At 33.3% G+C, this 14,167-nt stretch carries 16 protein-coding genes and 2 tRNA genes; 6 read left to right on the top strand and 12 right to left on the bottom strand.

What is annotated here, in order from left to right; genetic code table 11:
* The 4 genes from ILA26_RS02985 to ILA26_RS02970 form a co-directional block, all read left to right on the top strand.
* A partial coding sequence (locus ILA26_RS02985; RefSeq protein ID WP_292893917.1) for a zinc ribbon domain-containing protein occupies positions 1–234 on the top strand: 234 nt, incomplete at its 5' end.
* A gap of 136 nt (positions 235–370) precedes the next feature.
* The gene (locus ILA26_RS02980) at positions 371–1,036 is read left to right on the top strand and encodes a DUF169 domain-containing protein (RefSeq protein ID WP_292893915.1); all 666 of its coding nucleotides are present in this window, start codon (positions 371–373) and stop codon (positions 1,034–1,036) included.
* Positions 1,037–1,042: 6 nt separating this feature from the next.
* Positions 1,043–1,792, top strand: a complete 750-nt coding sequence (locus tag ILA26_RS02975) for a DNA/RNA nuclease SfsA (protein WP_292893913.1) — start codon at positions 1,043–1,045, stop codon at positions 1,790–1,792.
* On the top strand, positions 1,789–2,298 hold the full coding sequence (locus ILA26_RS02970; protein WP_292893911.1) for a TetR/AcrR family transcriptional regulator: 510 nt from the start codon (positions 1,789–1,791) through the stop codon (positions 2,296–2,298). The genes ILA26_RS02975 and ILA26_RS02970 overlap by 4 nt, the downstream gene beginning before the upstream one ends.
* Before the next feature lie 45 nt (positions 2,299–2,343).
* On the opposite strand, the gene ILA26_RS02965 is transcribed toward ILA26_RS02970, so the two are convergent.
* The gene (locus tag ILA26_RS02965; RefSeq protein WP_292893909.1) at positions 2,344–3,543 is read right to left on the bottom strand and encodes an ATP-binding protein; all 1,200 of its coding nucleotides are present in this window, start codon (positions 3,541–3,543) and stop codon (positions 2,344–2,346) included.
* A 654-nt stretch (positions 3,544–4,197) separates the two neighbouring features.
* On the opposite strand from ILA26_RS02965, the gene ILA26_RS02960 reads away from it, so the two are divergent.
* Complete coding sequence (locus ILA26_RS02960; RefSeq protein ID WP_292893907.1) at positions 4,198–5,436, top strand: ATP-binding protein; 1,239 nt, start codon at positions 4,198–4,200, stop codon at positions 5,434–5,436.
* Here ILA26_RS02960 and ILA26_RS02955 read toward each other — a convergent pair.
* Complete coding sequence (locus ILA26_RS02955; protein ID WP_292893905.1) at positions 5,433–5,567, bottom strand: hypothetical protein; 135 nt, start codon at positions 5,565–5,567, stop codon at positions 5,433–5,435. The two genes, ILA26_RS02960 and ILA26_RS02955, sit on opposite strands and share 4 nt — an antisense overlap.
* A 235-nt stretch (positions 5,568–5,802) precedes the next feature.
* The gene (locus tag ILA26_RS02950) at positions 5,803–7,002 is read right to left on the bottom strand and encodes an ATP-binding protein (protein ID WP_366514875.1); all 1,200 of its coding nucleotides are present in this window, start codon (positions 7,000–7,002) and stop codon (positions 5,803–5,805) included.
* A 119-nt stretch (positions 7,003–7,121) separates the two neighbouring features.
* Between ILA26_RS02950 and ILA26_RS02945 the strand changes: the two genes are divergently transcribed.
* Entirely contained in the window at positions 7,122–7,328 is a 207-nt protein-coding gene (locus tag ILA26_RS02945; RefSeq protein WP_292893902.1) for a hypothetical protein, read from the top strand.
* A gap of 272 nt (positions 7,329–7,600) precedes the next feature.
* Here the strand turns inward: ILA26_RS02945 and pdxT are convergent, their stop codons facing one another.
* The 9 genes from pdxT to ILA26_RS02900 all read right to left on the bottom strand — a co-directional run bounded on the left by pdxT (position 7,601) and on the right by ILA26_RS02900 (position 14,096).
* Positions 7,601–8,191: a pyridoxal 5'-phosphate synthase glutaminase subunit PdxT gene (gene pdxT, locus ILA26_RS02940; protein WP_292876359.1), complete on the bottom strand. Its 591-nt coding sequence runs from the start codon at positions 8,189–8,191 to the stop codon at positions 7,601–7,603.
* A 38-nt stretch (positions 8,192–8,229) separates the two neighbouring features.
* Positions 8,230–9,114: a pyridoxal 5'-phosphate synthase lyase subunit PdxS gene (gene pdxS, locus ILA26_RS02935; protein WP_292893900.1), complete on the bottom strand. Its 885-nt coding sequence runs from the start codon at positions 9,112–9,114 to the stop codon at positions 8,230–8,232.
* Between the two features lie 210 nt (positions 9,115–9,324).
* Complete coding sequence (locus ILA26_RS02930; protein ID WP_292893899.1) at positions 9,325–10,248, bottom strand: DUF1848 domain-containing protein; 924 nt, start codon at positions 10,246–10,248, stop codon at positions 9,325–9,327.
* Between the two features lie 25 nt (positions 10,249–10,273).
* Positions 10,274–11,431: a thiolase domain-containing protein gene (locus tag ILA26_RS02925; RefSeq protein WP_292893897.1), complete on the bottom strand. Its 1,158-nt coding sequence runs from the start codon at positions 11,429–11,431 to the stop codon at positions 10,274–10,276.
* A gap of 12 nt (positions 11,432–11,443) precedes the next feature.
* Positions 11,444–12,481: a hydroxymethylglutaryl-CoA synthase gene (locus ILA26_RS02920; RefSeq protein WP_292893895.1), complete on the bottom strand. Its 1,038-nt coding sequence runs from the start codon at positions 12,479–12,481 to the stop codon at positions 11,444–11,446.
* A 144-nt stretch (positions 12,482–12,625) separates the two neighbouring features.
* Positions 12,626–12,699 (bottom strand) — tRNA-Gly (locus tag ILA26_RS02915).
* Positions 12,700–12,707: 8 nt separating this feature from the next.
* Positions 12,708–12,781 (bottom strand) — tRNA-Gly (locus tag ILA26_RS02910).
* A gap of 131 nt (positions 12,782–12,912) precedes the next feature.
* Positions 12,913–13,128 carry a hypothetical protein gene (locus tag ILA26_RS02905; protein WP_292893893.1) on the bottom strand — a complete coding sequence of 72 codons (216 nt, stop codon included), beginning with the start codon at positions 13,126–13,128 and terminating at the stop codon, positions 12,913–12,915.
* 53 nt (positions 13,129–13,181) lie between these two features.
* Positions 13,182–14,096 carry a hypothetical protein gene (locus tag ILA26_RS02900; RefSeq protein WP_292893891.1) on the bottom strand — a complete coding sequence of 305 codons (915 nt, stop codon included), beginning with the start codon at positions 14,094–14,096 and terminating at the stop codon, positions 13,182–13,184.
* Positions 14,097–14,167 lie beyond the last annotated feature (71 nt).

The raw sequence follows: 14,167 nt of genomic DNA, 5'->3' as shown, positions 1-14,167 counted from the left end.
GTCTGCGGTGAAATAAATCACGGATTAGGTCGTGATGAAAGAGAATGGGAATGCCCACACTGCCACAGCATAAATCAAAGAGATGTTAACGCTGCAAAAAATATTTTAGACGAAGCTCTACGCGCCACTGGTTCAATGGTACTATGCTTAGTAGATTTCATACCAATTGGTCAAGACAAATTCGAATATTATTACGAATGGAAAGGCCTTGACAAAACAATAGGTATGGCCTAAGAATCTCCAGCTTCTACAAGCTGGAGAGGTTCAAGAACATAATAATCTAATGCAACATATGTTGCAAAACTTTATATATCATATGTACCATAACAAATAATAAAATGCAACATATGTTGCATATTATGGTGAGTATATGGATTATCATGAAATATCAAATATCATTAAAGAAAGCCTAAACCTTAAAACCAGTCCAGTTAGTGTAAAATTATTTGAAAAGGAAAAGGATGCTGAAAAAATTTTTGAAAAAACAGATAAGATTATGCATTGTCAAGCAATAATAACTGCAAGTAAAGGAAAATCATTTTATGGAACCATAGCCGAAATTGGATGTCCAATTGGAGCAGGAATTTTGGGTCTAAATGAACTACCTGAAAAAATACTTAACGGATCACAATTCAATAAAATGAATGTGACATCATCACAGGAAAGCGGAAAAGCATTAATTGATTCAGTTGCTAAAAACCAAAGAATAGAATCCATTGCATACATGCCTTTGGAAGATTCAAAAATAGAACCTGACGTTGTTGTAATAATTGCTAAACCCAGACAGATTTTCGATTTAATAAGGGCTAATGCATATCAAGAAGGAAAGAGAATGGACAACAGCGTTGGAGGAACACAATCACTATGCGGAGACATTGTAATCAATTCAATTCAAACAAATGAACCACATATCTCATTTGGCTGTATGGGATCACACATGGCAACAGAACTCTCACAAGACCAGGCAATAATCGGAATACCAATATCCAAAATTGAAGAAATAACTAATTCATTAACTATATTACATAAAAGGTAGAATATCATGAAATTTAAATTCAATACTCCATTAACTGAAGGAAAGATAATCAAAAGAAACAGTCAATTCACCTTGGATGTTGAAATTGAAGGCACCATTGAAAAAGTGCATTGCCCGACAACAGGACGGATTGGAAATATTGATTTAAAAAATGTGGCAGGATTACTCTCCAAAAGCGACAATCCCAAAAGAAAAACAAAATACACATTAGAGGCAATATCAGTCAGCAATCTCAACAGAAAAAATAAAACATGGATTGGAATAAATCAAATAGCTTCAAACAAATATATTGAGTTGTTTTTAAAAAATCATCTTCTTGATGAGATGCTTCCAGAATATAATGAGATTAAAAGGGAAGTTACTCTTGGAAAATCCAAATTGGACTTTTTAGTTGGAAACACATATCTTGAGGTTAAAACTCCTCTGCAAACATTACAAATAGAATACGATACAGATATTAAAACAAAAAAAGTTTCATCATTTTCATCAACTGACAGATTCGTAAAGCATATCAATGAACTTGCAGACAGTCTTGAAAATAATGAAAAGGCAATACTTCTCAATACATTTCAATATGACAATCCAGGATATGAAATTTTAAATCCAAGTACAAATTATAGTGAAGTCAGCGAAAATGTGGACAGATGCATTGAAAAAGGATTGGAAATCTGGCAGGCCAATATGAAAATAGACCATGAAGGTGTGGAATTACTCAAATACTGGAATACTACATCAAACTTCAGGAGGGTAAAATGAAAAGTAAGGATAAAATCGTTCAAAGTCTAATTGAACTAATGAAAACACATGAATTTGAAGAAATCACTGTAAAAGACATATCTGGACTTGCTGAAGTTAACCGATCAACATATTATCGTAATTTTAAATCAAAAGAAGATATCATAAAATACAAGTTAGAATCAATGATGGATGAATACATAGAAGAATTTAAAAGCAAACATGATAAAACAAAAGAAATTTATATCCGAACAATTCTTGAAACGTTTCTGAAACATGATGAATTTTTAAAAATCATACATAAACAAAATCAAAGCTACATCCTGCAAAAAGTACTCGTCAATTACTTTGGCGACGTATTGAAAGACACCTCTAAAAAGGAAAGATATCAAGTCTATTACCATATCGGAGGAATTTACAACTTTACAATATGCTGGATTGAAAATGACATGAATGACCAACCGGAATGTCTTGCAAAAATAGGTGCGGAGATAACATCAAATATTGAACCGTATTTGCTTAAATAAACTCTTATTTAAAATAAAAATCATCATGTAACTACATGACATCCACTAAATTTCATCACCCAATAGGAAGTCCAGGATATTCCTATGCTTTATTCCGTCCCTAGACATGTCAAATTCATCTGTTGATATGACATATTTTGGATAGTTATCCTTAACCATAAGCAATGGTCTGAATTCCCTTTCAATGACGTCTTCATGAGTCAATTCCCGTGTTACCTGAACATAGATTTTTTCACCCATCTTTTTGCAGACAAAATCAATCTCATAATTTCCAACACAACCTATGGTTACTTCATATCCTCTTCTTAAAAGTTCAAAATAGACTATATTTTCCATTATTCTGCTGTTGTTGATTTGATTTCTGCCAATGCGCACTTGGTTAAATCCTTGATCAACACAATAATATTTTTCATTAATGGACAGTATTTTCTTGCCTTCCAAATCTTCCCTTTGCACTTTATACAAGAGACATGCATTTGTAAGATACTCCAAGTAATTGTAAATGGTTTTTGGAGAAACCTTGATTTTTTCTTTTGTGCGCAGATAATCTGAAATGCTTTTTGAAGAAACTATTTTTCCGGTGTTGTCCAGGATAAAGTCAACTATTCTTGTAAGCAGACCAGCATCTCGAATATTGTATCTCTCGATTATGTCCTTTAGGAATATTGAGTTGAAAATATCGTTCAAATATTCTGTTTTATCGATATCAGATTCAAGAGACAATAGAAATGGAAATCCACCATAAATCAAATAATCAGCAAATGCCTTTTTATTAGGAAGTGTTTTTTTATAGTCCAAATATTCCTTAAATGAAAATGGGTACATCTTGATTTCCATATATCTTCCAGCCAAATGGGTGGCCAGTTCACCGGACAATAATTTTGAATTGGAACCTGTCAAGTAGATATCACAGTCATAATCCACTCGAAAGCTGTTGATTGACTTTTCCCACTCGTCAACATTTTGAATTTCATCAAAGAACATGTAAATTTTGCCATTAATGTCTTTTGTCAAATCCCCTACAAGCAAGTCCAATTCACGAGGATTTGAAACATTCCTATATTTGGCACTTTCAAAATTGATGAGAAGAATATTTTCCTTGCCGATTCCTCTTTTAAGCAGTTCATCTATGATTAAATTAAACATGTAAGACTTTCCGCAACGCCTTACACCAACAATGATCTTAATGATGTCCTTATCAATTAATGAAGAAATTCTATTCAAATACAAATCTCTCTTTACCATAATTATACTTATGAAATTATTAACATATAAGTTTATGTTTTTTAAAAAATAAAAATTATAAACTTATATGAATATTGATTTTATAATAAAAAAAATTATTGTAGTATAAGTTAATGAATTTTTAAAAATTAAAATTATTATATTATAAATCTACAAATTAAAATAATCTGGTTTGTGCATCAATATAGCTAGGTTCACTAACCTCTTTTACAACATCACCTTCTTTAACCTCACCAATCAGCAATGACGAATTAGATTATGCAATTTTGATTCGTTTTTTACCAGATCCATATTGACATAGCAATACCTGTATTTAGCCATGCATGAAATATATGTTCCAAGATTCTTCAAAATATAAAAACTTTTAATTCCTCACAATTTTTCACGAAAAAATAAATTTTAATTTACCTTTATTTTTATTTATACTGATTTTAATATTGTTTTTTGATTATAAATAGATTTATATACTGTTAATTTTAAATTAATAATCAATTTAATTCATTGAGATTATTTAACTGCAGGAAACAATTTTAATAAATAGTATTTTATATAAAACTATTTGTTTAATTAAATTAAAATAGTATTTTATATAAAACTATTTATGTGATTAACAAATAATAGTTTTTTATAAACATATCTTGTTGAGGCATGAATATGGTAAACCGAGAATTATATTTAGAAAAAATTTACAATTTTATGGACAAAGAAGTGATAAAAGTAATAACCGGCATGAGACGTTGCGGCAAATCTTATCTGTTCAAATTAATAATCCAGGAACTTAAAAAAAGAGGAATAAATAAAGAAGATATTCTACTGATAGATTTAGAATTGCCAAAATACAACCAAATAAAATCACGAGAACAACTAGATAAAATTGTAGTTCCATTCATCGAATCCCATGAAAACAAAGTTTATTTATTATTTGATGAAATCCAAAATGTTAAAGATTGGGAAGTGAGTATCAACAGTTACTACAAACTAGAAAACACCGACATATACATTACAGGATCCAACTCAAAATTAATGTCGAAGGAATTTGCAACATTATTAACAGGAAGATACATTAATATAGAACTGTATCCATTTTCATTTAATGAATTTCTAGATTATAAAAAAGAATTAAATCACCCTCCATCAATAACAAATGAACTAAATAGTGATTTAGAAAACTGTTTCGAAGAATATCAGCAATATGGTGGAATACCTCTTACCATATCATCTCAAAAGGATAAGGAACTAGTGCTAAATGGAATATACTCTTCAATAATCTTAAATGACATAGTTGAAAGATATGAAATAAGAAATGTGGGATTATTCAATAGAATCGTAAAATATATAATTGAAAACACGGGAAATTTAATATCCGCAAATGCATTATACGAATACTTAAAACATGACAAACTAAAAATTACAAAATCAACAATCTACAACTACTTAACATATCTTGAAAATGCATACTTAATTGCAAAAGCATCCAAAGAAGACCTTGTAGGAAAAAAAGAGATTATAGGCTCTGAAAAATATTATTTACTCGACACAGGATTTTACAAATCACAACTTGAGGAAAAACAAAGAAACATAGGTCACATTTTAGAAAACATAATATTCATCGAATTAAAAAGACATAGTTATAAAATAACAATCGGAAATATAAATAACCATGAAATAGACTTCGTATGTAAAAAAAATAATAAAAAAATGTACATACAAGTCACATATTTACTGGAAAACGAGGAGACAATAGAAAGAGAATTCAAACCATTATTAATGATTAAAGACAATTATCCAAAATACGTATTATCAATGGATAGAACTCTCCAACCTCAACACGGAATTAAACACATGAACATCATAGATTTTTTGAAAAATTTTAACCATGATGAAATATTCTAAAATAATCTGGTTTGTGTGTCAATATAGCTAGGTTCATTGACCTCTTTTACAACATCACCATCTTTTACCTCACCAATCAGCAACGGTGAATCAGGATTATGCAACTTTTGGTTCCTTTTGACCAGCTTCATGTTGCTGTTGGCATAATACAATTCAAATTATCTACTACTTTTTCGATTTTTGTTTGATAGAATACGAACAAATAATGCTCGAAAAGTAGGTGAATTATCTACTACTTTTAATAAAAACAAGTATTATCTATCTTCAAAATAATTATTTAAAAACCAAAATGAGTTTATCAACTCAGAGTTGATAAACTCCCTAACAAAGGACATACTTCCTAAAAAGAGTATGGTTTCCAGGATGTTAAATCACTTCATTATCCCTTAAAAAATCAATTAAATTCAAATGAATTATTCCATCATGAGACATATCCACATCATCCATGGTTATTACGTATTTCGGATAATTATCTGTGATATTCATTAATGGTTTAAATTCTCTTTCAACAGTTTCTTCACTTGCCAATAAATAAGAAACTTGAATATAAATGGGTTTGTTTTGTTTTTTGCATACAAAATCCACTTCCAGGCTATCAACTTTACCGATGGTGATTTCATATCCCCTTCTTAAAAGTTCCAAATAAACAATATTTTCGATTACACGAGTGATATCACGTTGATTATTTCCTATTATTGCCTGTCTAAAACCCAAATCACATAGATAATATTTTTCATCATATTTTAATATTCTTTTACCCTGTAAATCTTCACGCTTTACCTGATAAATCAAGCATGCATTTTCAAAGAATTTCAGATAATTATAAATTGTATTTACCGATAAGTTTACCATGTCCTGCTTTAGCCTTTTATGAATTTTATTTGCGGAAAATGGCTGGCTAATGTTATACATTACAAATCTCATAATCCTTTCCAACAAGTCGACATTTTTAACATTATTTCTTTGAATTATATCTTTAAGGACAATTGAATTGTATAAATCAATTAGAATTAATCTTTTATCATCACCCCGATAGTCAAATGTTGAAGGCATGCCTCCCTCTTCCAAATATCTGTAAAAATGAGATTTAAAATCAGAAGTAATTTCATAGTAATCAAGATATTCCCTAAAAGAAAATGAATATATGTTTAATTCCACATAGCGGCCGGACAAATATGTGGCAAATTCTCCAGACAATAATTTTGAGTTTGATCCAGTAAGGTATATGTCATAATTTTCTTTTGCAAAGTAAGAGTTGATTAATTTTTCCCATTGGGGAACAACCTGTATCTCATCAAAAAATAGATAAATTTTGCCTTCAATATTTTCAGTTTTATGAGATATGAACTCTTCAAGCTTTTTAATATTATCTATTTCAAAATAATCACTTAATTCAAAGTTGATCCAAACAATATTATCTTCAGGTATTCCTTGTTTTATTAATGAATCAATAATTTGTTTTAATATGGTTGACTTGCCGGAACGTCTTGTTCCTATTAAAACTTTAATGATATGTTTATTTACAAAAGGATTGATTTTATCAATATAATCTTTTCTTTGAATAATCATTAAAATCACACTTCTTGTTATAATTATTAATTTATCATAACTACCATATAAAGTTTTCAGTATAATGAAAAGTAAATAATAAAACCAATATTATTTTCAGTTAAATGAAAACCAATATGAAAATTAGAAATAAATTTCAAACCAATGAAATTAAAAATATAAATATTGAAAGTAAAGAAATCAAATTAATCTTTGTTGCATATCTTGGTTCATTAACTTCATTTACAACATCACCCCATTTAACATCCCCAATCAGCAGAGGCGAATTTGGATTATGTAACTTCTGGTTCCTTTTGACCAGCTCCATATTGACGTTGGCATAATAACATTAAATTTATAATCTCTTCTAATTAAATTTCATCACTCAACAAGAAGTCTAAGATATTCATATTTCGTATTCCTCTCTTGACATATTAAACTCATCAATGGATATTATATATTTTTGGATAATTGTCCTTAACCAGAATCATGGGAGGAATTCCCTTTCAATTGTTTCTTCATGAAAAACCTATATGGATAAGTATAAGTTAACAAATTTTAAAAAATTAAAATTGTTGCATTATAAGTTTACAATTTGATTAACTTCTAAAAGCAGTCAATGGTTCAGACTTGTTAAAACTTCTTCAATGAAATATTCATGAATTAAAGTGTCCTCTGTTAATTCTGGATGAAATGAAATTGCAATGTTGTGTCCTTGCTGAATGGCTATTATTTCACCATCAAATTCTGACAATATCTTAATATCATTTTTGGACCCATCATAAGATTCAAGTGCCGGTGCTCTAATAAACACACCAGAATACTTTTGATTTAATATTTCAATTTCCGCTTCAAATGAATCCTTCTGCCTTCCATAGGTATTTCTTTTAACAGTTATGTCCATAAGTTCAAGTAGCGGCTGGTTGAAATCTGTTTTTTTGCCAAGAAGCACCATTCCAGCACAAGTTCCAAAGACAGGAATATTATTTTCTTTAATAACTTTATCAATACCCCTTTCCTTAATGAGCTTGCCAATTACAGTACTTTCCCCACCAGATATGATTAATCCATCACATTTTTCAACATCATCACTGTATCTTACTTCTTCCACTTCTATATCGAGTTTTAAGTTTTCAACAGTTTTTCTTGTCATGTCAAAGTGTTCTGAAACTGCACCCTGAAGATTTAGGATTCCGATTTTTACCATCTAAGCACCTTAAAAAATAATTAAAAATATGAGGAATTTTAAATTCCCCTGTCCTGCATTCTGTCGGATTCGCTCAAAGTTGACATTTCCAGACCTTTCATGGCTTCGCCCAATCCTTTGGATACTTCCGCCAATACTTCAGGCTTGTCGTAATTTGCAGTTGCTTCAACTATTGCTTTTGCAAATGCTTCAGGATTGTTTGACTTGAATATTCCTGATCCCACAAAAATGCCGTCGGAACCTAACTGCATCATGAGTGATGCGTCAGCAGGTGTTGCAATTCCTCCTGCAGCAAAGTTGACAACAGGTAATTTGCCCAATTCTGCAGTTTGCTTTACAAGTTCAATTGGAGCTTCGATGTTTCGCGCATATTTCCAGAGTTCCTCTTCCTCCATTCCCTGTATTGTTCTGATTTCTCCCATCACCATTCTCATGTGGCGAACTGCTTCTACAATGTTTCCTGTTCCAGGTTCTCCTTTGGTACGAATCATAGCTGCACCTTCGTCAATTCTCCTTAGTGCTTCACCAAGGTTACGTGCACCACATACGAATGGTATTGTAAATTCCTTTTTGTTAATGTGATATTCTTCATCTGCAGGTGTCAACACTTCACTTTCATCAATCATGTCAACTCCTAGGGTTTCCAATATTTGCGCTTCTGCAATATGACCTATTCTTGCCTTTGCCATTACAGGGATGGATACTGCATCAACCACCTCTTCAACAATTGTTGGATCAGCCATTCTGGCCACTCCCCCAGCTGCACGAATGTCTGCAGGTACCTTCTCAAGTGCCATTACTGCCACCGCCCCTGCATCTTCTGCAATTGAAGCCTGTTCTGCATTCACTACGTCCATAATGACTCCGCCTTTTGTCATTTTGGCAAAACCTTCCTTTAACACATCTGTTCCCTTTTCTACCATGTTAATTTCTCCGCCATAATATAATATAACAATTGATATTATTTATTTTAATAATATATAAATGTTAAGTTTTTACATAACATGTTTTAAATGAAATCGAAGAAGTTTAAAACTTCTTCATCTTTATTTTTAATAATTTTTAAACATTTCGCTGAAAAAAGTAATATTAAAAATTCAAATTAATTGATAACCTCTAGAACTTACATATAACTAAAATAACTTTTGTTGTGCATCAATATAGCTGGGTTCATTGATTTCCTTTACAACATCACTATCTTTAACATCCCCAATCAGCAAGGGCGAATCCATATTGTGCAACTTTTGGTTCTTTTTGACTAGCTTTATGTTGCTGTTGGCATAGCAATATCTGCACCCGTGCATGCAAGTGTTATATAATCCAATATCCCTTCCCATTAAACAGTTGCACTCGCGATTCCTATATTTTCCTTTAGGCACTTTTAGATTATTTCCAATAGCCTTCTCAAGCACATGTTGGGTCATGCATCCTGTGGAGTCGAAGCCGAACCGATCAAGCAATGTTCCCTCGACACATGTCTTCATCTGAATGCCATATTCATCAGCGATTCTTGCAAAGTTTTCACCTATGACCAATCTCTCTTCTGTAGTAACCTCACGGGCTTCGGGAAAATTCCTCAATACCTTCTGGTACAAATCTATGAAGCTTATTGTGCAGTCTGATGTGTATTCATGAAGCTCTGATGCCATCTCCTCGAACTTGTCGATGTGGAAATCCAATGAGTATTTCTCAGTGATGAAAATCGGATCATATCTCCAGGACACTCCGTTGATTCCAATTGTCTCGGACAACTCCTTAAATGTCTTGATGACCTTTTTATAATCAGGAACATTCACTTCAATGTCCTTTCCGTAAGGGGTTATTGTAGTGAACCAGAATTGTCTATATTCAGATAATTTATCCAAGTTTCTTACCAATGGCTTTGGATTTTTGGAGCAGAAGCATATGCAGTCAACTGTCTTTGGGTCGAAATTATATCTGTAAATCTGATTGTTATAAGGATTCTTGCTCAATACAAAGCCTTCATCAATTCTTTTCAAGAACCATTTGTGAAAAAAAGCGGGAATGTCAGTTCTTGTGCCTGTATTGAGTATCATGAAAAAAAAGAAAAGGTAAAAGAGATTATAAATCTCTTCCGAAAATGTGTACAGCTGCAGTACCTCCGGTACCACCGATGTTGTGGGTCATACCGATTTCTGCACCGTCCACTTGGCGTCCTCCTGCTTCTCCTCTGAGTTGCCATACTACCTCAGCAGCCTGAGCGATACCTGTAGCACCTAATGGGTGTCCACGTGCCTTAAGACCACCGGAAGTGTTGATTGGGAAGTCACCGTCGATTTCGGTTTGTCCTTCTTCGATAGCTATTCCACCTTTACCTTTTTCGGCAAATCCTAAGTCTTCAACTGCTAAAAGTCCGTTGATTGAGAAACAGTCGTGCACTTCAGTCAAGTCAATGTCTTTAGTTGTCACTCCTGCCATTTCATAAGCTTTTCTGGAAGCAACTTTGGTAGCTTCAATAGTAGTAAGATCTTTTCTATCATGTAAGGTCAATGTTCCAGAAGCTTGTGCAGAAGCCTTTACATAAATTGGAGTGTCAGTGTACTTTTTAGCATCTTCAGCAGGAACCATTACGACAGCAGCTGCTCCGTCACTTACAGGGGAACAGTCTAAAAGGGTCAATGGGTCTGCAACCATTGTTGAGTTCAATACCTTATCAACAGTCACCTCAAATGGGAATTGTGCATTTGGGTTTTTGGATGCGTTTTTATGGTTAATCACTGAAAATTGTGCCAATTGCTCACGGGTGGTTCCGTATTCATGCATGTGCCTTTTTGCAATCATCGCATATAATGATGGGAAAGTAGCACCTTGTTGAGCTTCCCATTCCTTATCGGAAGCTGTAGCAATAGCGGGGGTAGCGTCAACCACATCAGTCATCTTTTCAACACCAGCAGAGATTACAACATCATGGAATCCTGATGCAACAGCCATGATTCCTTGCCTTAAAGCTAGACCACCGGATGCACAAGCAGCTTCTACTCTTGTGGTTGGAACTGGGTTTAAACCCATGTGGTCGGAAATAAGTGCTGCAATGTGTTCTTGTTCTACGAATAATCCTGAGGACATGTTTCCTACGAACATTGCTTCAATTGAAGCACCGTCAATTTCTGCATCATTAATAGCCTTTACACCTGCTTCAGCAATTAAATCTCTGAATGATGAATCCCATAATTCACCGAATTTTGTTTGTGAAACTCCTATAATCGCAACATCTCTCATATTCAAGCCCCCTTACATTTTAATTTTGCCTTTGAATTTAGCGTACACAGCATAATCAACGTATGTTTTTTGATCGATGATTTCTTGTGTTTTTGGAGCTAATTCTCTTCTTTCAACAATTTCATCTTTAACAGTGATTGTAAAACCGTCACTTCCTGCACCTGATCCGTATGAGATAACGAAGATGTTATCGCCAGGTTCAGCAACATCCAAGATGTTGGACAATGCCAATGGCACAGCACCGGAATAGGTGTTTCCAATGTTAGGAGTCAATAATCCTTGCTTGATTTGTTCTGATGAGAATCCTAATTTTTTACCAGCCCTAAGGTAGAACTTACCGTTAGGTTGGTGGAAACAAGCGTAATCGTAATCTTCAGGTTTTGAATCAGTTTCCTCGAATAACATTTTTGCTGCACTTAAAACGTGCTTGAAGTATGCAGGTTCTCCTGTGAAACGTCCACCGTGAGATGGATAGTCTTGACCTTCCCTTCTGTAGAAGTCAGGAGTGTCTGTTGTGAAACTGCATGTGTGGTTAATGTCTGCAATGGTGTTTTTTTCACCGATAATGTAAGCAGCACCACCAGCGGAAGCTGTGTATTCCAATGCATCTCCAGGTGCACCTTGAGAGGTGTCAGCACCGATAGCCAATGCATATTCAACCATACCTGATTGAACCAGTCCCATGGACATTTGAATACCAGCGGTACCTGCCTTACATGCGAATTCCAAATCAGCAGCGGTCAATTTTGGTGTAGCACAAACTGCTTCTGCCACAATGGATGCAGTTGGTTTTACTGCATAAGGGTGGGATTCAGAACCTACGTAAACAGCACCAATTTTAGATGGATCAATTTGAGCTCTTCTAAGAGCATATCTTGCAGCGGTCACTGCAATGGTTGCAGTGTCTTCATCAGCAGAAGGTACGGATTTTTCATTAACGACCAAACCGTTTGATAAAGCTACAGGGTCATCTCCCCATACTTTAGCGATTTCTTCTACCTTAATTCTATATGATGGCACATGTGCCCCATATCCTACTATTCCTACCATTAAATCACCTTAAATAATAATCTTAAACGAAATTAAAAATTAATTTAATTATTCATATTATATTTTTATTATTATATATAATTAACTAAAAAATAAGTATTTTTATAAGAAAATAAGAATTTTAAAAAAGAATATTATACAAGATGCAGTCGCCGGGATTCGAACCCGGGTTGTAGGCTTGGAAGGCCCAAGTAATAACCAGACTATACCACGACTGCAGAAAAAATGCGGCGTCCGGGATTTGAACCCGGGTCTCTAACGTGGCAGGCTAGAGTCTTAACCAGGCTGGACTAACACCGCATGAAAACTAACAACAAATAAACTTATGTTTTAATGATATATAAATGTTTGCATTATTGGCAAAAGTTTCATTGAAAATTTAAAACAAAAGCAAAATGAGATTATTATCCCATCTGCTTTCAAAAATAGATCTAATGAATTCCTTTTTCAGCAAGTTTTGCCTTCAACAAACGAATTTCCTTATTCTTATCAGCAATAACTACATTCATACCAGCAATAACAGCATCCTTATCAGCAATAAGCTCATCTTTTTCAGACAATTCATGCTCATATGATTTCCTGATGAAATCAACTTCAAAGTCAATAACATCCCTTAATTTTGACTTGTTAATCTCTGGCTCAATCAACTTTAACAACTCCTCAATTTTGCAATCAAAATTGTGAAAAATTCATTGTCCATTTAAGAAAATCCATTTTTAGCAAGCTTAGCCTTCAACACACGAATTTCCTCATCTTTAGCAGCAATAATCACCTTATTATCAGCAATAATAGCCTCATTATCAGCAATAACTGCATCCTTATCAGCAATAAGCTCATCTTTTTCAGACAATTCATGCTCATATGATTTCCTGATGAAATCAACTTCAAAGTCAATAACATCCCTTAATTTTGACTTGTTAATCTCTGGCTCAATCAACTTTAACAACTCCTTTCCTTTGGCCGTGCAATCAAAATATTTTCTAATCATGATGGATAACGCAAAAGCGATGTTATTTCTAAAAGCGCCATTTAAAGACTTATCAACACTGAATAACCTCGTTATCCTTTCTGTGATTGACATTGCATTATCCTTGGGAGCAAACATTGGCAACAAAGCGATGTCCAATGCCTCATCATCTGTTAACTGCTCTTGATTAGATATTTTCTTTTCTAGATTATTTAATCTTTCGATTATCTCATCTTCTTCCATGTGAATGAAAATTGGCTTTAAGATATCCGAAGGAGTTCTGGAATACTCTTTAACGGATTTTTCATAGCCATCTGTAACAACAACTACAGTAATAACCGGCCGATTGTAATATGTCCTGCTGTAATCTGCATAATCAGCCATTGTTCTGATTTTCTCTTGTGTAACATATGATGACTGGAATTCGATATTGATCAATAACTCACCAATGTCATCGTCATCGGATCTAACCAATATCAACCAATCCATTTCACGTTCCATACCATCCCCAATGATGATGTTTGTTGGAAAATTTCGAACAAACTTACCTGGCAATTTAAAGTAATTCTTAAGCTTTTCAGGCATTACGGTATACAGATACTTGAATGTAATGTCATTAGGATGGTGAACGTCACCGGTTTCAATCATATTTCACCTCAAAATTCATTTTTGAGATTTCATGAAATCCTTTGAAAATTACATATATGAATATAATAGTT

It is taken from the genome of Methanobrevibacter sp., assembly GCF_017940815.1.
GTDB lineage: Archaea > Methanobacteriota > Methanobacteria > Methanobacteriales > Methanobacteriaceae > Methanocatella.
This window is presented reverse-complemented; position numbering and strand designations above follow the sequence as displayed.

Coding starts and splice junctions, on each gene's coding strand:
- ILA26_RS02980 (WP_292893915.1), top strand. CDS start 371: ATGGATTATCATGAAATATCAAATATCATTAAAGAAAGCCTAAACCTT.
- ILA26_RS02975 (WP_292893913.1), top strand. CDS start 1,043: ATGAAATTTAAATTCAATACTCCATTAACTGAAGGAAAGATAATCAAA.
- ILA26_RS02970 (WP_292893911.1), top strand. CDS start 1,789: ATGAAAAGTAAGGATAAAATCGTTCAAAGTCTAATTGAACTAATGAAA.
- ILA26_RS02965 (WP_292893909.1), bottom strand. CDS start 3,543: ATGGTAAAGAGAGATTTGTATTTGAATAGAATTTCTTCATTAATTGAT.
- ILA26_RS02960 (WP_292893907.1), top strand. CDS start 4,198: ATGGTAAACCGAGAATTATATTTAGAAAAAATTTACAATTTTATGGAC.
- ILA26_RS02955 (WP_292893905.1), bottom strand. CDS start 5,567: ATGAAGCTGGTCAAAAGGAACCAAAAGTTGCATAATCCTGATTCACCG.
- ILA26_RS02945 (WP_292893902.1), top strand. CDS start 7,122: ATGAAAATTAGAAATAAATTTCAAACCAATGAAATTAAAAATATAAAT.
- pdxT (WP_292876359.1), bottom strand. CDS start 8,191: ATGGTAAAAATCGGAATCCTAAATCTTCAGGGTGCAGTTTCAGAACAC.
- pdxS (WP_292893900.1), bottom strand. CDS start 9,114: ATGGTAGAAAAGGGAACAGATGTGTTAAAGGAAGGTTTTGCCAAAATG.
- ILA26_RS02930 (WP_292893899.1), bottom strand. CDS start 10,248: ATGATACTCAATACAGGCACAAGAACTGACATTCCCGCTTTTTTTCAC.
- ILA26_RS02925 (WP_292893897.1), bottom strand. CDS start 11,431: ATGAGAGATGTTGCGATTATAGGAGTTTCACAAACAAAATTCGGTGAA.
- ILA26_RS02920 (WP_292893895.1), bottom strand. CDS start 12,481: ATGGTAGGAATAGTAGGATATGGGGCACATGTGCCATCATATAGAATT.
- ILA26_RS02900 (WP_292893891.1), bottom strand. CDS start 14,096: ATGATTGAAACCGGTGACGTTCACCATCCTAATGACATTACATTCAAG.